General features: G+C 42.6%; 20 protein-coding genes and 1 other annotated feature. All 20 genes read left to right on the top strand.

The window, feature by feature from the left end; all coding sequences use genetic code 11:
- The first annotated feature begins 24 nt into the window (after positions 1–24).
- The 20 genes from LI149_RS09460 to LI149_RS09365 all read left to right on the top strand — a co-directional run bounded on the left by LI149_RS09460 (position 25) and on the right by LI149_RS09365 (position 24183).
- Positions 25–537 carry a flavodoxin family protein gene (locus LI149_RS09460; RefSeq protein WP_117495266.1) on the top strand — a complete coding sequence of 171 codons (513 nt, stop codon included), beginning with the start codon at positions 25–27 and terminating at the stop codon, positions 535–537.
- Positions 538–667: 130 nt separating this feature from the next.
- Positions 668–937 (top strand) — a binding site (T-box leader).
- Between the two features lie 132 nt (positions 938–1069).
- Positions 1070–2782 (top strand): carbon starvation protein A, encoded by a 1713-nt coding sequence (locus LI149_RS09455; RefSeq protein ID WP_227143271.1) that lies wholly within the window; start codon positions 1070–1072, stop codon positions 2780–2782.
- 324 nt (positions 2783–3106) lie between these two features.
- On the top strand, positions 3107–4123 hold the full coding sequence (locus tag LI149_RS09450) for an ADP-ribosylglycohydrolase family protein (protein WP_173786121.1): 1017 nt from the start codon (positions 3107–3109) through the stop codon (positions 4121–4123).
- A complete protein-coding gene (locus LI149_RS09445) occupies positions 4111–5028 on the top strand; it encodes a PfkB family carbohydrate kinase (protein WP_005333693.1) in 918 nt (305 codons plus the stop codon). Before LI149_RS09450 ends, LI149_RS09445 begins: the two co-directional genes overlap by 13 nt.
- Positions 5021–5704 (top strand): nicotinamide riboside transporter PnuC, encoded by a 684-nt coding sequence (pnuC, locus tag LI149_RS09440; RefSeq protein ID WP_005333694.1) that lies wholly within the window; start codon positions 5021–5023, stop codon positions 5702–5704. The genes LI149_RS09445 and pnuC overlap by 8 nt, the downstream gene beginning before the upstream one ends.
- Positions 5705–5848: 144 nt before the next feature.
- Positions 5849–6559: a GntR family transcriptional regulator gene (locus LI149_RS09435; RefSeq protein ID WP_180211259.1), complete on the top strand. Its 711-nt coding sequence runs from the start codon at positions 5849–5851 to the stop codon at positions 6557–6559.
- Between the two features lie 50 nt (positions 6560–6609).
- On the top strand, positions 6610–7620 hold the full coding sequence (locus tag LI149_RS09430) for a response regulator transcription factor (protein ID WP_173790179.1): 1011 nt from the start codon (positions 6610–6612) through the stop codon (positions 7618–7620).
- Between the two features lie 166 nt (positions 7621–7786).
- The gene (locus LI149_RS09425; protein ID WP_227143270.1) at positions 7787–8968 is read left to right on the top strand and encodes an InlB B-repeat-containing protein; all 1182 of its coding nucleotides are present in this window, start codon (positions 7787–7789) and stop codon (positions 8966–8968) included.
- A gap of 210 nt (positions 8969–9178) precedes the next feature.
- Positions 9179–15988, top strand: a complete 6810-nt coding sequence (locus tag LI149_RS09420) for an InlB B-repeat-containing protein (protein ID WP_227143269.1) — start codon at positions 9179–9181, stop codon at positions 15986–15988.
- A 15-nt stretch (positions 15989–16003) separates the two neighbouring features.
- Entirely contained in the window at positions 16004–16492 is a 489-nt protein-coding gene (locus tag LI149_RS09415) for a hypothetical protein (protein WP_173786116.1), read from the top strand.
- Between the two features lie 12 nt (positions 16493–16504).
- Complete coding sequence (locus LI149_RS09410; RefSeq protein ID WP_227143268.1) at positions 16505–17002, top strand: hypothetical protein; 498 nt, start codon at positions 16505–16507, stop codon at positions 17000–17002.
- 12 nt (positions 17003–17014) lie between these two features.
- Positions 17015–17695, top strand: coding sequence for a hypothetical protein (locus tag LI149_RS09405; RefSeq protein ID WP_227143267.1), 681 nt, complete (start codon positions 17015–17017; stop codon positions 17693–17695).
- A gap of 235 nt (positions 17696–17930) precedes the next feature.
- Positions 17931–19130 (top strand): ATP-binding protein, encoded by a 1200-nt coding sequence (locus tag LI149_RS09400; RefSeq protein ID WP_173786113.1) that lies wholly within the window; start codon positions 17931–17933, stop codon positions 19128–19130.
- A gap of 156 nt (positions 19131–19286) precedes the next feature.
- Entirely contained in the window at positions 19287–19562 is a 276-nt protein-coding gene (locus LI149_RS09395) for a DUF1294 domain-containing protein (protein ID WP_227143266.1), read from the top strand.
- 141 nt (positions 19563–19703) lie between these two features.
- Positions 19704–21017, top strand: coding sequence for a folylpolyglutamate synthase/dihydrofolate synthase family protein (locus tag LI149_RS09390; protein ID WP_173786112.1), 1314 nt, complete (start codon positions 19704–19706; stop codon positions 21015–21017).
- 2 nt (positions 21018–21019) lie between these two features.
- On the top strand, positions 21020–21577 hold the full coding sequence (folE, locus tag LI149_RS09385) for a GTP cyclohydrolase I FolE (protein WP_227143265.1): 558 nt from the start codon (positions 21020–21022) through the stop codon (positions 21575–21577).
- Between the two features lie 2 nt (positions 21578–21579).
- Positions 21580–22095 carry an HD domain-containing protein gene (locus tag LI149_RS09380; RefSeq protein WP_173790356.1) on the top strand — a complete coding sequence of 172 codons (516 nt, stop codon included), beginning with the start codon at positions 21580–21582 and terminating at the stop codon, positions 22093–22095.
- The gene (gene folP / locus LI149_RS09375; protein WP_227143285.1) at positions 22092–22907 is read left to right on the top strand and encodes a dihydropteroate synthase; all 816 of its coding nucleotides are present in this window, start codon (positions 22092–22094) and stop codon (positions 22905–22907) included. Before LI149_RS09380 ends, folP begins: the two co-directional genes overlap by 4 nt.
- Positions 22908–22910: 3 nt before the next feature.
- Positions 22911–23735, top strand: a complete 825-nt coding sequence (folK, locus tag LI149_RS09370) for a 2-amino-4-hydroxy-6-hydroxymethyldihydropteridine diphosphokinase (RefSeq protein ID WP_173786110.1) — start codon at positions 22911–22913, stop codon at positions 23733–23735.
- 232 nt (positions 23736–23967) lie between these two features.
- On the top strand, positions 23968–24183 hold the full coding sequence (locus LI149_RS09365; RefSeq protein WP_227143264.1) for a hypothetical protein: 216 nt from the start codon (positions 23968–23970) through the stop codon (positions 24181–24183).
- Positions 24184–24200: the final 17 nt, after the last annotated feature.

The following is a 24200-nucleotide window of genomic DNA, read 5'->3' as shown; positions in this document are numbered from 1 at the left end:
ACACAAATGATGGAGGAAATTATTATGAAGCTTGCAGTTATTTACCACTCAGAAACTGAAAATACAAAACAGGCAGCAGAATGGATTGCCGATGGAATGAATGAAGTCTCAGGAGTAGAAGCCAGAGCATTTTCTATTGAAAAAGTGGATGAAGATTTTGTAAAGGAAGCAAAAGGAATTGTAGTAGGTTCTCCTTCCTATATGGCACAGATGACACCGCAGATTCATAATTGGCTGTTTGAAAAAGCAGGAGAGTTAGAGTTTCCGGGGAAAATGGGTGGCGCATTTGCAACAGAGCAGTACACACATGGTGGCGGAACTCAGGTCATTCAGTCTATTTTGACAATTGAGATGGTAAAGGGAATGCTGTGCTATTCAGGCGGTATGGCTTGTGGAAAGCCAGTGATTCATCTTGGACCGGTCGGAGTAAATAATAATATGGAAAAGTTCAATGGAATGGGAAATTATAAAGAGTATTTTAATATTTATGGGAAGCGCTTTGCACAAAAGGCAGTAGAGATATTTAATAAAATATAACAAGATTCCATATCAAAAAAATAGAATTGTAAAAACTGCACAAACAGTCCTTCGTATTATTGTTAATTATGTTAAAATAGTCTCTTGCGCTTTAACGCAAAAAAGTGTAAAATTAATATAGTTAATAAAAAGAAATGCAGTGAAAGGGATACGTCACAAAAGAGAACGCGATTTCAGAGAGTCGTTGGGTGGTGCGAAGCGACAGAACGGATTTTGTGATATCACCTGGGAGCATCCCTCTGAAATACTTAACATATTTAACATCAGAGCTAAAGTAAGCAGGGACGTAATCTTCACGTTACAGAAGAAACTGTTTGAGAATGACAGTGATGAGAGACTGTAGTTAGTGATAAATGCAGTAATACAAAGTGGTACCACGGAAGATAAATCCGCCTTTGTTATCCGAAAGGATAGCGAAGGCGTTTTTTTATTGTATGGAAACATATACGCAAGATCAATAATAATTTCAGAAATGCTGATTGGTGTTCCTGAGATTAATATATAATCAAAATATAAAGAAAGAGGGATTATTATGAGTGGAATACTTATGATGATAATTGCCATCGTAGTGCTCGGAGGAGCCTATCTTCTGTATGGCCGTTATCTCCAAAACAAATGGGGCATTGACCCGAATGCGAAAACTCCGGCGTATGAATTAGAAGACGGAGTGGATTATGTACCGGCTGATACTAACGTAGTATTTGGTCATCAGTTTGCATCAATCGCAGGAGCAGGTCCGATTAACGGACCAATTCAGGCGGCAATCTTTGGATGGCTTCCGGTTCTCTTATGGATCTTAATTGGTGGTGTATTCTTCGGAGCAGTTCAGGATTTCGCATCTATGTATGCATCTGTAAAGAACAAAGGCCGTACAATTGGTTACATCATTGAAGAGTACATTGGAAAATTAGGTAAGAAATTATTCCTGTTATTCTGCTGGCTGTTCTGCATTCTGGTTGTCGCAGCATTTGCTGATGTCGTAGCCGGAACATTTAATGGATTCGCAACAAGTGAATCAGGAACAGTTACAAAAGTAGTGGCAAATGGAGCTGTTGCAACAACATCGATGTTATTTATCGTAGAAGCAGTGGCACTTGGATTTTTCTTGAAATATTCAAAATTTAATAAATGGGTAAATACAGCAGTAGCAGTTATATTACTGGTAGTTGCAATTGCACTTGGACTTAACTTCCCAATCTATGTAAGCCTTGGTACATGGCATCTTATTATTTTTGCTTATATTTTAATTGCCAGTGTAACACCTGTATGGGCATTACTTCAGCCTCGTGATTATCTGAACAGTTATCTGTTGATTTTTATGATCCTCGGTGCTGTTATTGGTGTATTTGTTGCAAATCCGGCATGTAATCTTGAAGCATTTACAGCATTCTCGATACCGGATGCAAATGGAAATCCGCAGTATATGTTCCCAATCTTGTTTGTAACAATCGCTTGTGGTGCAGTTTCAGGATTCCATTCACTGGTATCATCAGGTACTGCTTCCAAGCAGATTAAAAATGAGAAAAACATGCTTCCGGTTTCATTCGGTGCCATGTTAATGGAAAGTATGCTTGCAGTTCTGGCATTGATTTCCGTTGCATCATTTGGAAAAGGTGAGGCAGCAGCACAGGGACTGACCACTCAGCCACAGATTTTTGCAGGAGCAATTGCGAACTTCCTGTCAGCCATCGGTCTGCCACATTCACTTGTATTTACACTGATCAACCTTGCAGTATCTGCATTTGCACTGACATCTCTGGATTCAGTAGCCAGAGTCGGACGTCTGTCATTCCAGGAGTTCTGGATTGATTCAGATGTGGAAGATGAGAATATGAGTCCTTTCTTAAAGGTAGTAACGAACAAGTATTTTGCAACAATCATTACACTGGTACTTGCTTATTTCCTGACAAAAGTCGGATATGCAGAGATTTGGCCACTGTTCGGTTCTGCAAACCAGCTGTTATCTGTACTGGCACTTGTAGCCTGCGCAGTATTCTTAAAGAAGACAAAACGTCAGGGATTCATGCTCTGGGGACCAATGGTATTTATGATGGCAGTTACATTTACGGCACTTGGAATGACAATTGTAAAACTTACAAAGGCATTCATGACAACAGGATTGGATTTTGGAAATACATTGCAGCTTATCTTTGCAGTACTTCTGTTAATCCTTGGAGTGCTTGTAGCAATTCAGGGAATTAAGAAACTCCTTGAGAAGCCGGAAGATAAAAAAGTGACAGCTTAGGAAAATAATTCATAAAATGATAAAAGAATAAAATGGGAGTATAAAAAGCTCTCAGATTAAGAAATGCCAGTTCCGGCAAATGTCGGTTCTGGCGTTTTTTTGAAGATTACGAAATAGAAACACAGTACCGGATACGGTGTTGTTATTTTAGACAAAAAATCAGACTTGTATTTATTCAAAAAACGATGAAAATTGAAAAAAGTGCTGAAAAGTTGTAAAAAAATGAAAGTATATTGACATAAATAACCGATATGTATAAAATAAATGCAACAAGAAATAATACAAGTTGTACTATCAAACTGTATCTAAAAGGAGCAAAGAAACATGGAATTAAGAGATAAAATTGCCGGAGCATTATATGGAATGGCACTTGGTGATGCGATGGGAATGCCGGCAGAATTGTGGGGCAGAGAAAGGGCAAGAAAATTCTTTGGTGGAAAAATCACAGAATTTATTGATGGACCAAAAGAGAATGATGTTGCATTTAACTACAACAAAGCTCAGTTTACAGATGATACGGGGCAGGCAATGATTCTTTTGGATTCATTGAAGGCAACTGGTTATGAGCCAAATGCTTCAGATATAGCAAAGCGTATGCTGGAATGGGCTGAAAAAGAGAATGCATTTGAAAATAATATTTTAGGACCGACCTCTAAGGTTGCACTGGCGAATTTCCGAGATGGAGTAGATGCAAGTGCGATAACGAACAAAGCTTTATCCAATGGAAGTTCTATGAGAATTGCACCAATCGGCTGCCTCTTTACACCAGATCAGAGAAAAGAACTGATAGATTATGTGTACGGAGTTTCCAAGGCAACACATACAAGTGATGTTACAATCGCCGGAGCAGCTATGATTGCAGAAGGTGTTGCATCTGCAATTGTCAATGATGATTTCGAGCAGGTGTTAAGTGATATTCTTTCTGTAGAAGAAGCCGGATACGAAAAAGGTTGCGAGACCTTCAGCCCGAGACTTGCAGAGAGAGTAAAGATTGGTGTTCAGATCGCAAAAGAATATGCAGACGATGAAGATGCATTTTCTAAGAAAATCTATGATGTAATTGGGGCAGGAGTTGGAATTATTGAATCTGTTCCGGCAGCGGTTTCCATTGCATATTACACACAGGATCCAAATAAATGTTGTCTGATGTGTGCAAATCTTGGCGGTGACACAGATACAATCGGAGCGATGGCAACAGCTATATGTGGGGCATTTGTTGGTTATTCAAAGATTAATCCAGAGTACACAGAACTTTTAAGAGTTCAAAACCCGGAGACAGATTTTGAGGAGTATATCAATATTCTTGAAAAAGGAAGGGAGCTGTTGGGATGCGGACGCTAGTAGTCGGAGCTGCGATTGTTGATCTGATGATGAAGGTTGAACGTCTCCCAAAGAGTGGGGAGGATATTCCCTGCAAGGAGACAAAAACGGTAGTTGGCGGCTGTGCGTACAATGTTGCCAACACATTGAGAAATCTGAAATGTGAACATGATTTGTGTGTGCCGGTGGGAAGCGGTTCATTTGCAGATATTATCCGTAGAGGCATGAAGGAAAAAGGATATGAGCCGATGATTGAAGAACCGGGAGAGGATAACGGTTATTGCCTGAGTCTTGTAGAGGCTGATGGAGAAAGAACATTTATCACAGTGCAGGGAGCGGAATGCCACTTCAAAAAGGAATGGTTTGAGCAAATCGACATGGACAACTATGAGAATATCTACATCGCAGGCTATCAGGTTTGTGGAAAAAGTGGTGAAATCATTTCACAATGGTTGAAAACAGTGGAAAATGTGGAAGAAAAGCATATCTTTTTCGCACCGGGACCGATGATTACGGCAATCGAATCTGAAACAATGGAAAACCTTTTTGCATTAAAGCCAATCTTACATATTAATGAAGCAGAAGCAAAGGGTTATACACAGCAGGAAAATGTAGAAGAAGCAGTGAGAGCCCTTTATGAGAAGAGTGGCAATCTCGTATTTGTTACGCTTGGGGCAGAAGGAACCTTGTTCTATGATGGAAAAGAAATGAGAAGGGTCGCATCTGTTAAGACCAATGTTGTGGACACTGTAGGAGCCGGAGACAGTCATATCGGGGCGATTATTGCAGGAATGTCAAAGGGAATGAAAGTAGAAGATGCCGTATTACTTGCAAATCGTACGGCAGCGGCAATTGTAGGAACGTCCGGACCGGTTATGGACCTGGAGGAATTTCAGAAGATTTCGGAGGAATGGGAAAATGAATAAAATAAAAGAATTTTTTACAGATTGGAGCTGGAAAGAAAAAGCATGGCTTGCATTTGTACTGATTGTACAGACAGTAGCCTGGGCAATTCAGAAAGAAAGTCTGTTTATGCTGGTCATGACGCTGACAAGTAGTCTGAACCTGGTACTTGGAGCAAAAGGTAAAGTTGCCGGTCTGTATTTTGCAATTATCAATAGTGCATTATATGCGATTAACTGTATGGGTATTCCGCTTTACGGTGAGGTCATGTACAACTTGATCTACTCAATTCCGGTCAGTGCCATTGCAATCTTCACATGGAAGAAGAACATGACAAAGGGTGGAGAAGTAAAATTCCGTACGATGACACCAAAGATTATGCTCACAACAGTAGCAGTGACAATTATCGGAGTACTTGGATACATGCAGATTCTGAAATGGATGGGTGGAAATCTTCCATTTATGGATTCTCTGACAACAGTCGTATCGGTTGTGGCAAGTTTCCTGTATCTGCTTCGTTTCTCAGAGCAGTGGGCAATGTGGGCAATTGTAAATGCACTTTCAATTGTGATGTGGATCATGGTATTTATGCAGGGAGATTCCTCTGCACTGCTGATTATCATTATGAAGACAATCAACTTCATCAACTCCACATACGGTTTCCTGAACTGGAGAAAAATTGCAAAAGAAACTGCATAATAACGGACAAAAATAGAGGATTTTATGTTAAAATAATAAAAGATCAAGAAGGCCATGGATTTCATGTGAGTATGAGATCTATGGCTTTTTTCGCTATAACGATAAGCCAAAGTTATTCTTTATGGCAAGCAGGTGGAAAGTAAGATGACCAAATACGAAATAATCAAGCAAGAGATAAAAGAACAGATCAAAGATAATATTTTAAAACCCAATCAGGTAATCAAATCCGAGAATGAAATGTGCCAGTGTTATAAAGTCAGTCGTGTGACGGTGAGAAAAGCAATTGACGAATTGTGTGCAGAAGGGATCTTGTACCGGATCAAGGGAAAGGGCTGCTTTGTGAGAGAACTGGCAGATCAGAAAAGATCAAGAATCTATAGTTTTACAGAGGCTGTAAGGAACGAAGGAAAGTTGCCGGGCAAGAAGCAGTTGTCTTTAGAAAAAAAAGAAGCAGATGCGTATCTGGCAGATAAACTTCAGATAGAAGAAGGAGAAGAGATTTTTGAAATTCGCAGCCTTTATTATGCAGATGGTATTCCGTATAGTTTAAATACAGCAGTATTACCGGCAAAAAGATTTGAAAAGTTAGATTTTTTTGACTTCAATAACCGGTCTTTATATGAAGTGCTTGGTTCATTCTATGGGACATATATGTACAAGGTGAGACAGACACTGGAAGCTACAACAGCAGATGTGTCGGTGAGCCGGTTACTGGAACGGGATGAAAGTCAGCCTTTATTGAGAATTAAAGCGATTTCCTATTGTCTGGAAGACAATCAGGAGATTCCGGTAGAATATTATGAGGCGTATATTTTAACAGATATACAGAATTATTATGTAGAAAAGTTTCATTGATAAAGGCCATATTGACAGAAAATATAATTTTATAAGAAGTGGTGAAAGAAATGGAAATATCTGACAGAGTCATCCTTCCTTTGGTTGGAAGTGCATTTCAACCGGGAAAGGCAGCAGAAGCAATTGAGAAAATAGAAGATAAGGAACTGGCACAGATTGCACAGGGAGAATATTATTTCTTCTCAGCTCAGGCAGAAAGATGTGTGGAGACGATAAAAGATTATCTGGATCACGATGATGTGATGCTCCGGCTATCGGCAGATATGCTTTACACATTTGCGAATCTTACACTTGGAGATTCTCAGGCAGCACAGCATACAAGGGAAGATGTGCATCAGTGTCTGACACGGTCAATGCAGGAGGACACGCCTGTGAATGTAAAGGCGGCGTGTCTGTTCGCATTTTATGTAATCAGCACATTTCTTCATATACCGCCGGAGGAAGGAACCCCGCCACTTCAGCAGTACATTCCGTATCTTCCAATTGGGCAACGATTATTTGCAGTAAGTCTTTTAGCACATGAGATTTATCTGAGACAGGATTATGCAAAGGCAAAAGGTGTTGTACAGGGGGCATTTCTGATGGCAGACGGAGTTTATCCGATTTCCATGATTTATCTGGGGTGCGTACAGGCAATGTGTCAGATTAATCTGAAAGAACAAGAAGAAGCAATTCAGACGGTGACCCGGGCATGGGAGAGGGCAAGAGCGGACAAATTCATGGAACCATTTATCGAGTATCATGGTCTGCTTCAGGGGACTATGGAAGTCTGTATCCGGAAAAAAGAGCCGGAAATGTACAAGAAGCTGGTGGATGGTGTACTTGCATTTAGCCGTGGCTGGATGAAAATTCACAATCCCAAGACGCAAAAGGCAGTGACGGATCTTTTGACTCCGCTGGAATTTTCCATAGCCATGCTGGCGTGCAGGGATTGGACGAACAAGGAAATCGCAGAACATATGGGAATGTCAGTGAATACGGTCAAGCACTATGTCTCCGGAATTCTGGAAAAACTGCAGATTGATAAACGCGATAAGATTAAAGAATTCGTAAATCAATAGAATAACAGGATACGAAAAAGTGTCTGTTTTACAAAAGGAATTGTAAAACAGGCACTTTTTTGGCTTTCAACGGGCATGTGAGAGATGTATTTCCTTTGGTACAATATATATGTAATTTAGCATATAATTACTCGTTTTCAGAGGGAAAAATGAGGAGGGAATACATATGAAGAAACGTCTGGTCAGTATGATTTTGAGTGCGGTGCTATTTGCAACATCAGTGCCGGTCACAGCATTTGCCGAAGACGCGAATGCGCAGAATCCGGTTGCGCAATCGGAGGAAGGAACGTCCCAGGGGACGGATGTGCTGAAGGAATCCGGCATTGACTATAAGAAAAATGGAGGAACGTTTGCGGAAGGTTACACGGCTCCGTCTAATTACGATGAGCCGGTGACAGAACTTCCGGGAGCGGAGCAGATCACAAAAGCGGGATATGAGTTTGCCGGCTGGTATGATAATGAGGAGTTTAACGGGGAGCCGGTTACTTCGCTTAGTACTGCGGATCATTCCGGCAGTGTTGTCCTCTATGCAAAATGGACGGAACGCTACTATTATGTGGATATTCCACAGACGGTCAATGCGGATGGGGATAAGCTTACGATAAAAGCGGATGCAGGTGGATTATATGACAAGGATCATGTGAGCGTGACAGTCCAGTCTGAAAATGACTGGAAATTAAAGAGTGGATTACATAGTCTTGCATATGAACTGAGAAATCCGCAGAGTGGTTCGGCACTGGAAAATGGTTCGGTTGTCGCAAGTCTTACGAAAGATGAGAGCCATAAGCAGCAGGAATATGACTGCAACATTCTGGACAAACCGAACTATACAGGTGATTATACAGATCACCTGACTTTTGACATTGCATTTCAGGATACAGCGTACAATATTACATATGAGACAAATGGCGGAACTATCACGAAGAAGAATCCGCAGCAGGCAGATCAGATGCTCACAATAACACAGGAGCAGTACCAGGCAGGAACCGTTCTGAAGGATCTGCCGGCACCGGTGAAAAAGTCCAGTACATTTCTTGGCTGGTGTTACGATGAAGCATGCACCAGATATGTGGACAGTAAGGACCGTCTTCTGAGTGATGTGACCTTGTATGCCTCTTATGCAGACAACCAGCCGATGGAAGAAGTGTCCATGGCGACTTATGCCAGAGCAAATGATGTGGCAACTGATTTTACGATTCCGGTGACGGATACAAGTGCTGCCATGACGCCTGATCAGGTGCGAAAAAATTTCACAATAAAAAATGTGACAGATTCTTCCGAAACGGTTACGGTAGATGTGACCGAAGGAGCAGACCATACATTTACAATCAGCAATCCGAACGGATAGACACCGGGGGCAGCCTATAAGCTGGAGCTTCAGGAAAAGGCGTTATATTTTACAGGATTTGACCCAACGATCCGTGTCTATGATTTTACGGTCTACCGCGAAGAAGTCAAAAATGTAGAGTTAAATAAAGAAATCAAGTATATTCATAAGAAAGAGCTTTCCAATCTGACTGTAAATGGAAAGAAAGTTAAGGAAGTTTCAATCGCGGCAATGACGATTGGAACAGACGGTTCCCTGACCGAAGAAGGAAGTGATACGACCGGAACATTTACTTATAAGAAGCAGTTAGAAGTCGGCGACCAGGTCGCAATTTATTCCGGTGATGTGATCCCGACCATGGATATGTCCTCTGGTGACAACAGTGATGTGTCATTTGTCGAGATTACAGGAGCGGATGGGGACAAGTATACATATCGCGGCTCCAGACCGGAAGACGTGCTCTTTATGCCGGATGTGCTGCCGCTTTCTATGGACAAAGATCAGGACGGTGACCCGGATAATAACAGTGTAACGATTAATGTCAGTGACCTGACCTTTGGTGATGATGCTATGAGCCAGGCTATGGATCTGGACAGTGAGACAACCGTAGATGAGGGCGATTATCTGGCACTTTACACAGGTACAATGGGAGAAAATGAAAGCGGAACCGTGTCTCTCTATGGAGAGATTACGAGTGTTCTGTTATCAGAAGGGAAATACATAGTAAGCTATATACCTGTGAGCGAAGAAGATATGCGCCAGACTATGGACGTGTACCAAAAGGAAAATGTAGAAGGGGAGGACCTTCTGGAAGATACCGATGTGCAGGAGCTGGAAGAGGATATTGAGACACAGGCAGTAGACAGCGGATTTGCATCCGAAGTGGCAGAAAGAGTTGCCGATGCGGCAATGGAGACAGAATCTTTTGAGGAGCTTCAGGAATCTCTCAAGGAAGATATGAATGCAGACATCATGGTTCAGAGCCAGGGCTATGGCCAGTTGAGAAAGGCAAGAGCCGCAGGCGGTTCCCGTGTGGAATTAGGAGTACCGACGGTAAAAGCAAATCTCGGCACGACACTAAAACATTTTGACGGAGATGTGAGTGGACTAAGGCTTGCACTGGAGATTGGCGTGCCGATTACAGTTCATGTGAACCGGGGCGCAGACATCGAGATCATGATCACGGCGACATTTGAACAGGAAGTGCGAGTATCCATCGATGTGGACGGTTCAGCCGTGTGGAAAACATGGGGATTTATTCCGTACATTGCAGATTACCGCGTAACGGCATCTCTGGAATTATATGAATACACAGGAATCGGACTGAATGTCAACTTCAAGACTGCAGAAACCGGAAACCCAGTATCTGATTCCAGTTCGAAATTACGAAAAGGTGTCAACAAGATTACCGAAGAGCTGAAGAATATGATGGAGAATGGCGAGGATTATCTAAATTCTGCATCAGGTCTCGTCAGTGGCGGAGATGAAATATCCGTATCCAAGTCTCTGGCAGAGAGGTACTCGGAACTTCTGGCAGACGAGGCAGACTGGGTGGAAATCTACAAGCGTCCGCTGGTAGACCAGCATTTCCGTGTGCTTCTGATCATTGATATTCAGGTGAAGCTGGAATTCGTTGTTTCCGCAAATGTGAACATTTCCATCGGAATGACGTACTGGTATAAGAATGCGAAAGAGTATGTCTTCTGTGTACGGGTCAAAGAGCGGACGGCGACCAATGATACGATAGATCTGGTAGAGGAGCAGTATGAATTTACGGCATATGCTATGGGAACTCTTGGCATCAAAGCCGGTGTGAGACTGACGGTGCGTGTGGGATTATTATCAACGTCCATCGCCAGTGTCGGTATCTCGGCGGATGTGGGCGGTTATGCACAGGTCTGGGGTTACCTCTACTACGAATTAAAATATACGGCATCGGCAGGACGAAGCAGCCGTGCTATGGGAGCTATGTATCTGGAAATCGGTATTTATCTGGAAGTGAAGTTCGAGGCACAGGCACTGTCCAATGCATTTACCTATAATCCGACACTTTACGAGAACGAGTGGCCGCTTTATAGGGTAGGTGTTCTGGAAAATGTACTGGATTTTGCTTATACCCAGGATAAGGTTGCCGAGATTAATATGAAGCGGGAGATTCAGTCGGTTCAGATCCCGGATGAATATTTCAAGATGCAGTACATGGATATGAAGACCGGACTGGACGACGGAAAATATTACGAGAAGATTTACGAAGATGATACAAAGTATTTCAACATTTCCATGACGAACAGTGCGTTTACGTATGATCCGGCGACCAATATTATCCGTGTAAATCCAGGTGATGAGCCGGAGCAGGACGGTGAGATGATCATTACATGGAAAAACCAGGAAGGTACCTTTAATACGAAGCCATGTGCAAGAAAGATCAAGCTTCACTGGGACCGCCTGCGAGATGGTTACTATATTGCATTCCAGAGTAATGGCGGATCTTTCGTCGATGCAATTACCGGAAAATATAACGCAGAGATCAAGAAGCCGGAAGATCCGGTAAGACTCGGATACACATTTGCCGGCTGGTATGAGGACATGGATCTCACCATTCCATACACAATTCCGGAAACGATGCCGGAAGAAGACAGACTTGTCTATGCAAAATGGGAAGCAGCCGATGTGGGTTATACAGTCGTAGATTATATAGAAGGAACGAATGGAACCTATGAAGCGCAGACTCCGGTGAAAATGAATGGCAGGACGGAAGAGGAAGTAAGCCCGGTTCCAAATGAGCGTACGGGATTTGTAACACCGCCGCAGCTTACGGAGACTGTAAAAGCAGACGGCAGTCTGGTCATCAATTACTATTATGCAAGAAATAAATATACACAGACATTCAAGTCCGAAAAAGAGACGGAGAATGGAACGGAGACAGAAGTGATCGCAGACGGAAATTACCGATATGGAACCATGATGCCGACACCGGCAGTCTACAGACCGGGATATGAATTCCTTGGCTGGGAGGACGAAGAAGGCGCTGGGGTTCCAAAGGAAGTTCCATCTGAGAATAAGACCTACATTGCAAAATGGAAAGCACTGGAAGGCATTACTTATACCGTGAAATACTACGTGCAGAATACGGATAACAGCGGATACAGCTTAAGCGAGACCGCGGCTCTGACCGGACAGATGGGAGAGGAAGTCACAGCAAAAGCAGCAGATCTTGACGAGAAAGTCTATCACTTAAAAGGTGAACTGCCGAAGGGAACGATCAAGGCAGATGGCAGTCTTGTACTGAAAGTGTACTATGATCTGAATGAGTACAAGCTGACCTTTGATGCAAAAGGCGGAGAATCAGACCAGACAGAAGTGACAGCAAGATATGGTGACAAGATTGCATCACCGATGCCGACAAGAAAAGGCTATGTATTTGAAGGCTGGTATACAGACGAGGCATGTGAGAACGCATTTGGCCAGACGATGCCGGCAAAAGATATGACGGTCTATGCAAAATGGGAGAAGCAGAAAGTCAACTATACAGTCCGGCATCTGCTAGAAAAACTGCCAGATGCAGAAAAAGAAAAACCGGGTGGAGATAAAGAAGAGTATCCGGACACAGATAAACCGGTTGTGGAAGAAGATCCATATATCTTATATGAAGAGGAAGTCTTTGCGGCATATCCGGAAGATAAAGTGACGCCGGACGTGAAGCGTTACGAAGGCTTTACTTCACCGGAAACACAGACCGTGGCAGTAGATGGAAACGGCAACACAGTTATTGAATACAAGTATGCGAGAAATATCCATAAGCTGAAGCTGGTAGACCGCGGGGTCGATGAAAATAATATAGAAGGATTCGGAATGCCATTTGGTGCGGCAATTACAGAAGTAGCGATCCGGGATGGATATCGCTTTGAAGGCTGGTATACAGATAAAGATTTCAACAATCGATTCGATGGAACCATGCCGGACAAAGATCTGACGCTCTATGCAAAACAGACACCGGTGATGAGCAGCTATACTGTCTATCATTATAAAGAATCTGTAGATGGTTCTTACTTTGGCCTGACGGACGAAGAAGTATTAAGCGGCCTGACAGAATCAGAAGTGACTCCGCAGCCAAAACAGTATGAAGGATTTACCTCACCGGAGGCCAAGACAGGACAGGTAAATGGCTGGGGCGGACCGGATATCTGGTATCGCTATACGCGGAACAGCTACAATCTGACTTATGTCCTGAATAATGGAGAAGACAACAAGACTTCAGAAGTTCGCTATGAGGCAGATATTACAAATACTCCGTCGCAAACAGGCTATGCATTTGCAGGCTGGTACACAGATGAAGCACTGACACAGCCGTACGTACAGACGACCATGCCGGCACATGACCTGACACTTTATGCAAAATGGGAAGCCGGAATGAAGACTTATCAGGTGAGACATTATCAACAGTCTATTGGCAATTCAGAGCAGTATGATCTGGCAGAGACAGAAACTGTCACAGCTAAAACAGGAGAACATCTGACGTTGGCAGTAAAAGCGTATGAAGGATTTACAGCACCAAAGCCGGTTAGCTATGATGTGGTAGACGATGGAGAAATCACATATGTAGATTACAAATATACGCGTGACCGCCATCAGGTAACGATCCATTACAATAACGGTAATGACAGCGAGACAAAAGAACTTGCATATGGTGAGAAATGGGAGGAAAAACCATATCGTGCCGGTTATGCATTTGCAGGCTGGTATACAGACGCAGAGTTTACAAAAGCATTTGACGGAGTGGTTCCGGATCGTGACATCACACTTTATGCAAAATGGGATGTGCAGAGTGTAAACTACACGGTTAAGCATTGTCTGCAAAATGCCAATGATGACGGATATTCACTGGGAGCACAGGAGAACTTTAACGCCGATACGGATACGGTTGTCACACCGGAAGTAAAAGCGTATGAAGGATTTACAGCACCGGAGAAACAGCAGGTGACAGTCGAAGGTGATGGAAGAACAACGGTCATTTACCGTTATACAAGAAATGTGCATACGCTGACGCTTAAGAACTACGATGGTAAGACAGATAAGACGGTAGAAGCAAGATATGAAATGTCCATACCGAAGCCGACAAGAGCCGGTTATGCATTTGCAGGCTGGTATACAGATGCAAAATGTACGAAAGAGTACAAAGCGAATATGCCGGATCAGGATCTGACACTCTATGCAAAATGGGAAGCAAACATCGTCAACTATGTAGTAGAACATTATCAGCAAAATGTACAAGGTGACGGTTATACGCTGAAAGAAAGCAGTCATGCACGGGCGGCTGTGGATAGCGAAGTGACACCAGAAGTCATGAAATATAAAGGCTTCGAGGAACCAAAGACAGAGAAAGTTACCATTTCCGGAGACGGACAGACGACAGTGAAGTACTACTATAAGAGAAATGTACATACAGTCACATTTGACGCAGATTCCGGAACATTCGCTGCAGAAAAGGGTGAGGACGACAGTAAGATCGTCGTGACCGGACGCTATGGTGCGAATATCACAGTGCCGAAAGCGCCGGCAAGAACCGGATACCAGTTCCTTGGCTGGGACGAAGACGTTGAAATGACGATACCGGATAAAGACCTTACCTATAAGGCACAGTGGCTGAAGATGGAATACACACTTCAGTTCAAGACAGGCGGAGGAACAACGATTGAGCCAATCAAAGGAAATTATGGTGACAAGATAAATGCACCAGAAAATCCGACAAGAAAAGGATATATTTTCAAAAACTGGAGTGAGAATGGCAAGAAAGTCGATAACCTTCCGACGACTATGCCGGCCGAAAGCCATATTTACACAGCAATATGGGAGCGGGAGACATACCAGATTACTTATGACTTAAATGGCGGAAGCATGAAGTCCGGGGAGAAGAATCCGACGACTTACAACGTGGACACCACCGTATTTAAACTGAAAAATCCAGTCCGCGCCGGATATACATTTACAGGCTGGAGTGGAACCGAAATTACAGGAGTAAGTGACAATGTGTCTGTAAAACAGGGCTCTATAGAAAAACGGGAGTATAAGGCGAACTGGAGAGAGAATACATATCAGATTACATTTATCTTAAGCGGTACGGAGGCGAAAGGTTCCATGGCAGCCAAGACGGTCAATTACACGGAAAATGTAACACTTCCAAAATGCGGATTTACATGCAAAGGCCACTCCTTTAAGAGATGGTACACCGTGGATAAGAAGGGCAAGAAGACTTATTACTCTGACCGGCAAAAGGTGTCGAAGCTGACCGATGTGAATGGAGGCGTTGTGACACTCTATCCGGAATGGGAGGCAAATGTGTACAATGTTACATTTGACTATGGTGACGGAAGAGCGAAGACGGTAAGAAAGACAAAATATGGTGATAAGTACCAGTTCCCGTCAGATCCGACTCGTTACGGCTGGGAGTTCAAAGGCTGGAAAAAAGAAGGAGCCAACACAGCATTTGACATGAGTACGAAAGAGCTGCAGCTTCAGGACGCAAAAAATATTACCTTATACGCAAGCTGGAAAGCAAATTCTTTTTATCTTTACAAACCATCGGATTATGAAAACACTTACCGGGTAGATGATGATGGCAAGACTGTAAAATTTACTTTCTATGTAGACGGAAATCAGACGAAAGTGCCGACAACCGGAGATACTGGACAGAATCCGGCAGTTTATCATATGAATATGACCAATCTTTCCTACGATGCGATCCACCAGAATTACTCATCTATGGAGGTCATGGTGCTGTACAGGACTAAGAAAATTAAAGATGGTTATTCGGATCTTAAGATTTCTTATCATACAAGATCTGACAATAAAGATCATAATGACTGGCAGGTTCACACCGAGGATCTGAATAAGAATAATGGTAAGATGAGAATATGTGATTACTATCTGATGGTTGACGGTAAAATTGATGTAGACAGCCTGACACTGGAATTTGACGCTCACGGAGATAAAAGAGATGAATACGATCTTAGTAGTCTGAGTATGTATGTATTTTTCAGATAAGAGGGGGAAGAGCAGATGAGAGAAAAAGCAGGAAAAAATAAAATACTTATTGTCATTATCATCTGTCTGTGTGCGGTCATCATTGCAGGATTAATTTATTTCATGAAATTAAAAGGAGGTTCAGATTCGGCATTTAAGCCGGATCTGGATCCAAATGCGAAGACCCAGACGGCAGACGATACCGGGGAAAAGCCGACAGGAATCCGGATACCGGGCTATCCGACCATTACGATTGAGGCAGACAAAAAAGACGTGCAGATGAACCTGATGAATCCGGAAGGAAACCCATGTTACTTTACATTTGAAATCGTGCTTAACGACACAGATGAGACCATCTACACATCGAAGATGGTGGAGCCAGGGAAGGCGATTACAGAGGTGACATTAGAGAAGGCACTTGCAGCGGGAGAATATCCGGCGACCATCAAGATTACGACCGCGTCACTCACTGACGGCTCTGCCATGAACGGGGCAAATGTAGAGACTACATTAATTGCACAGTAACAGGAGGGGAGAATGATGAAAAAGAGAAGTATAAGAACAGGAATTCTTTTTGCACTACTGACTCCGGTGCTGTTAATATGTGCAGAAAATCCAATTTATGCAGCCACCACCCAGACGGCAGGAAGTGCGACAGTCAGTTATCATGTGGACCCGGCTTACCAGGTGACGATTCCGGTAGATACAAGCATGCGGTTTAATGAGACAGAAACCTCTTACGGGAATATTGTAGTAGAGCAGGCGCAGATTGAGGATGGAAAATGTATCCAGGTGTCATTGCTATCTGATCTTAACTTAAAGAATTCCAACAATTCAAAGGCAGTGATTCCTTATCAGATTCTGGCGCAGGATGAGGCGGGAAGCCGGCCATTTACATCAGCACAGTATACAAAAGCCGGGGAAGAGACACCTCTTACTATCGCGATTAAAAAAGAAGACTGGAAGAAGGCGGCAGCCGGAGAGTACGCAGATACGGTGACATTTACGATATCATACGTGGACAAAAGTGAGTAAGGGGGCGTGCATATGAGGAAAAAGACAGAAAATTTGGATATCATTGTGGATAAAAAGACTGTCCGCATTACAACGGCAGTGTTTGTGACAGTGATGACTATGCTGGCTGCAATCGCAGCGATGTTTTTTACGACCATGTCCGTTCTGGCAGCAGATGCAGGAAGCTCATCGAATTCCCAGAGCACCATTAGTACAACCGTGCCGGACTCCCATAATATCCGTGTGGAAAAAAGTCACGCAGATGTAGTGATAGAAGGGGAAGAAGATCAGACGGAAGGCAACATAGATAACTTTGTTGTGGATCGTTTTGCCGAGCCGAAGATACGGATCGCACCGGAGGAAGGATGGAAGGTTTCAAAGATACTCCTGAACGGAGAAGACGTTACGGAACAGTTCAAAGACGGATATCTGACACTGGAAGAAGTCTGCGAGGATCTGACACTGGTCATTGAGACAGCAGAAGATACCAGCGGCGGCGAAAGCAAAGACCCGGACAAGGATAAAGATCCGAATAAAGGAACACCGGGCACTGGAAAGGAACATGAATCAGAAAAAAAGACACCGTTAAATAAGCTGAAAAACCAGATGGCAGCAGTCACAGGAGACGAAGCAAGACCGATGCTTTATGCACTGGCAGCAATTGCAGCAGCAGCTGTGATCAGTGTGACGGTTATAAGAAGAAAAAATAAATAACAAAAGGGCATATCGGTACAGATATCAAAAGATTTTATCCCCCCTCTCAGGTATAATACATCTGGGAGGGGGAATTTTATAGCCACATAGATATTAAATTAATTTTTATATCACCTGAAAAAATATGGAAAATAATATAGCTTTTAAGGTTTAACCTTAAAAACTGTTGAATACATAATGGAATTTAGGTAATATATAATATAGAAACATTAAACATGGAAAAAGGAGGCGTTCTATGATTTACAGACCAGATTATATGGATGCATTAAAAGCGTTTAAAGATAAACCTCTTATAAAAATACTGACAGGTGTGCGGCGTTGTGGAAAATCTACAATTTTTCAAATGTTTAAAGAAGAACTTATAAGAGAGGGTGTCTCACAAGATCATATTATAGAGAAACGGTATACGGATATGGATATACCGGAGAGTATAACTGCAAAACAGATGTATGATGAATTGGCAGAAGATATAGGTGTGAAGGAACACTGTTATCTTCTGTTAGATGAAATACAAGAAGTACCAGGCTGGGAGAAGGCAATTAATAATTTGTTAGAAGCCGGAAAGGCAGATATTTATATAACCGGTTCTAATTCCAAGTTAATGTCAAGTGAGATTTCGACCTATCTGACTGGACGTTATATACAAATTCCGGTTTTTACCTTATCTTATAAAGAGTATCTGGAATTTAAAAAAGAAAGTGGTAAGTCAAAAACAGAGCTGCTGGAAGAGTATATTCGCTTTGGAGGATTTCCGATCATTGCACTTGGAGAATATGAATCGCAGCAGGCGTATCAGATAGTAAATGGAATTTATTACACGGTGGTTTCCCGCGATATTGTGAAACGCCATCGGATCAACAAACAGGATCTATTTGATAGAGTAGTAAAATATATTATTGAAAATGTAGGAAAAACATTTTCAGCAAACTCGATTTCCAATTTTTTGAAAAGTGAGCATCGGAAAATTTCTGTAGAAAGCATTTACAATTATTTACGCTGGCTGGAACAGGCATTTATTATATATCCGTGTGCCCGTTATGACTTACAAGGGAAAAATATCTTAAAAACCCAGGAAAAGTATTATCTTTCCGATGTTTCTTTGAAGTATTCGCTTCTTGGTTACAATCGGAAAATGTTAGATGGGGTAATGGAAAATATTGTTTTTCTTGAATTAAAACGACGCGGATATGAAGTATTTGTAGGAAAAAATGATACGAAAGAAATTGATTTTGTGGCAATCCGGAGAGAAGAAAAAATATATGTTCAAGTGTGTGTGCAGATTCCACAGAATTCAGACAGAGAAGTGGGGAATTTGATGGCGATCAGAGATCATTATCCGAAATATGTGGTAACTTTAAATGAGATGGATAAGGGAATTGAAAATGGAATTAAGATTGTACATCTTTTCGAGTTTTTAGTGTCTGATTCTTTCTAATAAAAGCAGAACACATTTTCAAGCCGTTAGAAGCCATGAGATGGTGAAATCTTGTTTGAAAAGATTACGGAATATGTGGTAAAATAATAAAAACAGATAAGAATTACGAGAGGTAAAAGGGGCGGAATTTTGGAATTTCGTCTTTTTATAAAAAACATGAACAAAAATTTTATCATTTATCTTTGTGTTATTAATATCATTACATTCCTGGCATTTGGCCAGGACAAATGGAAAGCGAAGAATGACGAGTGGCGAACTAGCGAGAAGACTCTTCTTGGGTTTGCATGCATCGGTGGTTCTGTGGGAGCATGGATCGGAATGCATGTATTCCACCATAAGACGAGGAAGAATGAATTCCGATACGGGATTCCGGAGATTTTTGCAGTGCAGGTGATTCTTACACTGATTCGATATTCGGGAATCTTGAGGTGATGAAATATACCATTACAAATGGAAAAAGTTATGGTATATTTTTCGAAAAGATTCGCTTGTTATCAGGCGCTTACAGTGGTATGATAAGTCTAATATGTAAATATCATAGTAAATTTTATAAAAAAGAAGGGAACAAAAAACGTGACCTACAAAGAAGCAAGGGTATATTTGGACGAGATGTCGAAATACGGAAGTGTACTTGGCTTAGATACGATTCGAGGTCTGTTGCATGAGCTTGGTGATCCACAGGACGATCTTAAGTTCATACATATTGCAGGAACGAATGGCAAGGGCTCTGTGCTTGCGTACACTTCGACTATATTAAGTGAGGCTGGCTACAGAACCGGGCGATATGTTTCTCCGACCGTTATGTCTTATCTGGAGAAGATCCAGGTGGACGGAACATGGATCTCGGAATTGGATTTTGCACAGAGTGTAGAGAAGATAAAGGAAGCGATTGCCAGTCTGAAAGCAAAGGGAGAACCTCTCCCGACGTTATTTGAAGCAGAGACGGCAATGGCTTTTTTGTATTTTCGGAAAATGCATTGCGACATGGTCGTACTTGAGACCGGACTTGGCGGTGAGACGGACGCGACGAATATTGTGAAGAATACCATCTGTGCAGCATTTGCAACCATCAGCGTCGATCATCTTGGTGTGATTGGAGATACGCTGGAGGAGATCGCCCGGACGAAGTCGGGCATTATCAAACCTGGTTGTGCGGTAGTATCCGCGAGACAGACAGACGTTGTGAGAAATGTCCTGAAGAAAAAAGCAGAAGAGAAGAACTGCTCTTATGTAGAGGCGGAGCCAAAGAAAATGGAAATTCTGACGGACAGTTACGATGGAATCACATTTTCTTATAAAGAGTTTGAAAAGATGCATTCGAATCTTGCGGGGCAGTGCCAGAGAGAGAATCTTGCCACAGCGCTTGAGATTGTAAAGCAGTTAAGAACACTTGGATATGAGATTCCGGACGAAGCAGTGCGGGACGGGCTTGCAAAAACCGTGTGGGAAGGCAGATTTACCTGCCTTAGAAAGAATCCGGTTTTTATCATAGACGGAGCGCATAATGAGGATGCTGCGATCAAACTGAGAACATCCATTGAGCGATACTTTAAAGGAAAGGAAATCCAGCTTATTATGGGAGTATTTCAGGATAAGGAGTATGAAAAGATTACAAGTATCCTTTGCCCGCTGGCAAAGAAGGTCTACACTGTAGAACTTCCGAACAAAGCCAGAAGCTTAAGTGCCGGGAAACTTGCGGACTGTGCCAGAAAATATTGCGAAGAAGCAGAAGCAAAAGACAGTATTCAGTCGGCGGTGGAATCAGCGACAGCATTGTGCGGTGCCGGAATGAATAATCAGGTAATCATCGCATGTGGTTCACTTTCTTATCTGGGAGAAGTGAAGCGGATTGTGGAAGAAAATAGAAAAATAGAAAAGAGCGAATAAAAATGATAGATCATGAAAAAGTAGAACAGGCAGTTCGGCTTTTATTAGAAGGAATAGGTGAAGATGTGAACCGGGAGGGGCTTATTGACACTCCGGACCGGATTGCAAGAATGTATGAAGAGATATACGGCGGCATGGAAGAAGATGCAGCAACACATTTGTCCAAGACATTTACAGTAGACAGCAGTGAGATGGTTGTGGAAAAAGATATTACATTTTACTCCACATGCGAACACCACCTGCTTCCATTTTACGGAAAAGTACATATCGGATATATCCCGGATGGAAAAGTCGTAGGACTGAGCAAGCTTGCAAGAACAGTAGAAGTATTTGCAAGAAGACTGCAGCTTCAGGAGCAGTTGACGGGACAGATTGCCGATGCGCTGATGGAGCATATGCAGGCAAAAGGCGCAATCGTGATGATCGAGGCGGAGCATATGTGCATGACTATGCGCGGAATCAAGAAGCCGGGAAGCCAGACAGTGACGCTGGCAAGACGTGGAGTCTTCGAGACAGAACCGGCACTGGAAGAACGATTTTTCCGCATGTTGGAGAGATAGCGATGCTGATGGAAAAGTATATAGAGATGCCGCGCCTCAATGCAGTCTGGAATCATCCACTTTATCAGAAGTATTACCGGGAAAATGAAAAAATTGAGCATGACCGTGAATTTTGTTGTCACCAGATCACACACCTTTTGGATGTAGCGCGGATTGCGTATATTAAGAACCTGGAAGCAGGTCTTGACATTGATAAGGAGTTAATTTACACAGCAGCAATTTTACATGACATTGGAAAAGCTTTGCAGTACACGGACAAGATTCCTCACGAAATTGCAGGTGAGAAGATCGCAGGCGAGATTTTAGATACACTTTCGGAAAATGATGCATTTTCAGAGACGGAACGGGCATGGATATTAGAAGCTGTGCGCGGACATCGCAGAAAATGTAACGGCATGTCGGAGGTGGCAAGACTTTTTTATGAGTGTGACAAGCGTTCCAGAAATTGTTTTGCGTGTCCGGTAAAAGAGCAGTGCAATTGGAGCGAAGAAGAGAAGAATATGGAGATAAAGATATGATTATTGGCGGAAAGAAATTTGACGTAGAGCATGAAACTTATGTTATGGGAATCTTGAATGTAACACCGGATTCCTTTTCTGATGGTGGAAAATATAATGGCATGGATCAGGCAATGGAGCATGCAAGACAGATGGTCGAGGACGGCGCAGACATCATTGATGTAGGAGGCGAGTCTACAAGACCGGGACATATAATGATCATGGATGAGGAAGAAATTGCAAGAGTGACTCCTATCATTGAGAAACTGAAAAAAGAGTTTGATGTGCCAATTTCCATTGATACTTATAAAAGTAAGGTGGCAGAAGCAGCAGTTCAGGCAGGAGCAGATCTTGTAAATGATATCTGGGGTCTGAAATATGACGAGAAGATTGCAGATGTCATCGCAAAACATAACGTTGCCTGCTGCCTGATGCACAACCGTGACAATACAGAATATAGCAATTTCCTGGATGATTTTATGGAGGATATGCGGGAGTGTATACGTCTGGCAAAGGCAGCAGGGATTGCAGATGATAAGATTATTCTGGATCCGGGAGTTGGATTCGGAAAGACTTACGAGATGAATCTGGAGATTATTGACAAATTAGAAATCATGCAGAAGCTCAATTACCCAATCCTTCTTGGAACTTCCAGAAAATCCGTCATTGGTCTGACACTGGATCTGCCAGTCGATCAGCGGGAAGAAGGGACACTCGTGACGACGGTATACGGTGTTCAAAAAGGCAGTGCATTTGTGCGTGTCCATGATGTAAAGAAGAATAAGAGAGCCATTCAGATGACAAAAGCGCTTATGCGTGACCATGAGGTATAGAGGATGGAATTAGATCAGATTAAAATTGAAGGTCTGGAAATATTCGCAAATCACGGCGTATTTCCAGAAGAAAATGTACTGGGACAGAAGTTCATCGTGTCCGCAACACTTTATACAGACACAAGAAAAGCCGGAAAGACCGATGAGCTGACGGCATCGATCCATTACGGAGAAGTCAGTGCATTTATTACAGAATTTGTAAAATCACATACATACAAATTACTGGAGCGCGTGGCCGAAGAACTGGTAGAAGATATGCTTCAGAAGTTTGACGGGCTTGAAAAAGTAACACTGGAGATTCAGAAACCATGGGCACCGGTAGGACTTCCGCTTAAAACTGTCAGCGTCAGAATCACAAGAAGCTGGCACACTGCTTACATTGCCCTCGGATCTAATATGGGAGACAGCAAACAGATTCTGGACGATGCAGTGTCAGCAATTGACGCGCTTCCTGCAAGCAAAGTGGAAAAAGTGTCCGGATTTATTACAACCCCACCGTACGGTGTGACAGACCAGCCGGATTTTCTGAATGGCTGTCTGAGAATGAAAACTCTTTATTATCCGAAGGAACTCCTTAGAGAACTGAACCGGATCGAAAAGGAAGCCGGAAGAGAGCGGATCATTCACTGGGGACCAAGAACGCTGGATCTGGATATCATTTTCTATGACGATCTGATTAGTCAGGAGGATGACTTATGTATTCCCCATGTTGAAATGCATAAACGCTCTTTTGTACTGGAGCCGTTGGAGGAAATCGCACCATACAAACGGCATCCGGGAAATGGAAAGACCGTACGACAGATGTTGGAAGAGCTTACCATTTCATAAAAGTAAGAGAGAATACGGCCTATGAGAAAAGAAAGACCACGTGCAGACAGATAAAAACAGATAACCAGATAAGAAAAGAGGTGGCCTTATGAGTATGACAGAGAACCATACAATAGCAGAATTATTGTATGAAAATGGAAAGTTAAGCGCAGAACTGGAAGCGGAACGATTTATGATCTAGCAGATTACAAGTCTTAGCAGTACAGAGCTGATCGACGATGGAATCAATACCGTGTTACGTGAAGTCGGTGAGTATACATGCGCAGACCGTGCCTATGTATTTGAAATTAATGAAGACTATACAACAACCAATACATATGAATGGTGCAAAGAAGGGGTAACACCACAGATTGATAATCTGAAAGGAATTCCTTTCGAGAGTATGCCAAACTGGATACATCTGTTCCTGCAGGGGAGACTGTCCGAAAACTCGGATAATCTAATCTGATGAGAAAAAGATTGATA

Source organism: Dorea sp. 210702-DFI.3.17, assembly GCF_020560825.1.
Taxonomy (GTDB): Bacteria; Bacillota; Clostridia; order Lachnospirales; family Lachnospiraceae; genus Dorea; species Dorea formicigenerans.
The sequence above is the reverse complement of the archived record's forward strand: the minus strand, read 5'-3'. Positions and strand labels throughout refer to the sequence as shown.

What these genes read in the sequence shown, in the direction of transcription:
- LI149_RS09460 (WP_117495266.1), top strand. Translation starts at nt 25, where the DNA reads ATGAAGCTTGCAGTTATTTACCACTCAGAAACTGAAAATACAAAACAG.
- LI149_RS09455 (WP_227143271.1), top strand. Translation starts at nt 1,070, where the DNA reads ATGAGTGGAATACTTATGATGATAATTGCCATCGTAGTGCTCGGAGGA.
- LI149_RS09450 (WP_173786121.1), top strand. Translation starts at nt 3,107, where the DNA reads ATGGAATTAAGAGATAAAATTGCCGGAGCATTATATGGAATGGCACTT.
- LI149_RS09445 (WP_005333693.1), top strand. Translation starts at nt 4,111, where the DNA reads ATGCGGACGCTAGTAGTCGGAGCTGCGATTGTTGATCTGATGATGAAG.
- pnuC (WP_005333694.1), top strand. Translation starts at nt 5,021, where the DNA reads ATGAATAAAATAAAAGAATTTTTTACAGATTGGAGCTGGAAAGAAAAA.
- LI149_RS09435 (WP_180211259.1), top strand. Translation starts at nt 5,849, where the DNA reads ATGACCAAATACGAAATAATCAAGCAAGAGATAAAAGAACAGATCAAA.
- LI149_RS09430 (WP_173790179.1), top strand. Translation starts at nt 6,610, where the DNA reads ATGGAAATATCTGACAGAGTCATCCTTCCTTTGGTTGGAAGTGCATTT.
- LI149_RS09425 (WP_227143270.1), top strand. Translation starts at nt 7,787, where the DNA reads ATGAAGAAACGTCTGGTCAGTATGATTTTGAGTGCGGTGCTATTTGCA.
- LI149_RS09420 (WP_227143269.1), top strand. Translation starts at nt 9,179, where the DNA reads ATGACGATTGGAACAGACGGTTCCCTGACCGAAGAAGGAAGTGATACG.
- LI149_RS09415 (WP_173786116.1), top strand. Translation starts at nt 16,004, where the DNA reads ATGAGAGAAAAAGCAGGAAAAAATAAAATACTTATTGTCATTATCATC.
- LI149_RS09410 (WP_227143268.1), top strand. Translation starts at nt 16,505, where the DNA reads ATGATGAAAAAGAGAAGTATAAGAACAGGAATTCTTTTTGCACTACTG.
- LI149_RS09405 (WP_227143267.1), top strand. Translation starts at nt 17,015, where the DNA reads ATGAGGAAAAAGACAGAAAATTTGGATATCATTGTGGATAAAAAGACT.
- LI149_RS09400 (WP_173786113.1), top strand. Translation starts at nt 17,931, where the DNA reads ATGATTTACAGACCAGATTATATGGATGCATTAAAAGCGTTTAAAGAT.
- LI149_RS09395 (WP_227143266.1), top strand. Translation starts at nt 19,287, where the DNA reads ATGAACAAAAATTTTATCATTTATCTTTGTGTTATTAATATCATTACA.
- folE (WP_227143265.1), top strand. Translation starts at nt 21,020, where the DNA reads ATGATAGATCATGAAAAAGTAGAACAGGCAGTTCGGCTTTTATTAGAA.
- LI149_RS09380 (WP_173790356.1), top strand. Translation starts at nt 21,580, where the DNA reads ATGCTGATGGAAAAGTATATAGAGATGCCGCGCCTCAATGCAGTCTGG.
- folP (WP_227143285.1), top strand. Translation starts at nt 22,092, where the DNA reads ATGATTATTGGCGGAAAGAAATTTGACGTAGAGCATGAAACTTATGTT.
- folK (WP_173786110.1), top strand. Translation starts at nt 22,911, where the DNA reads ATGGAATTAGATCAGATTAAAATTGAAGGTCTGGAAATATTCGCAAAT.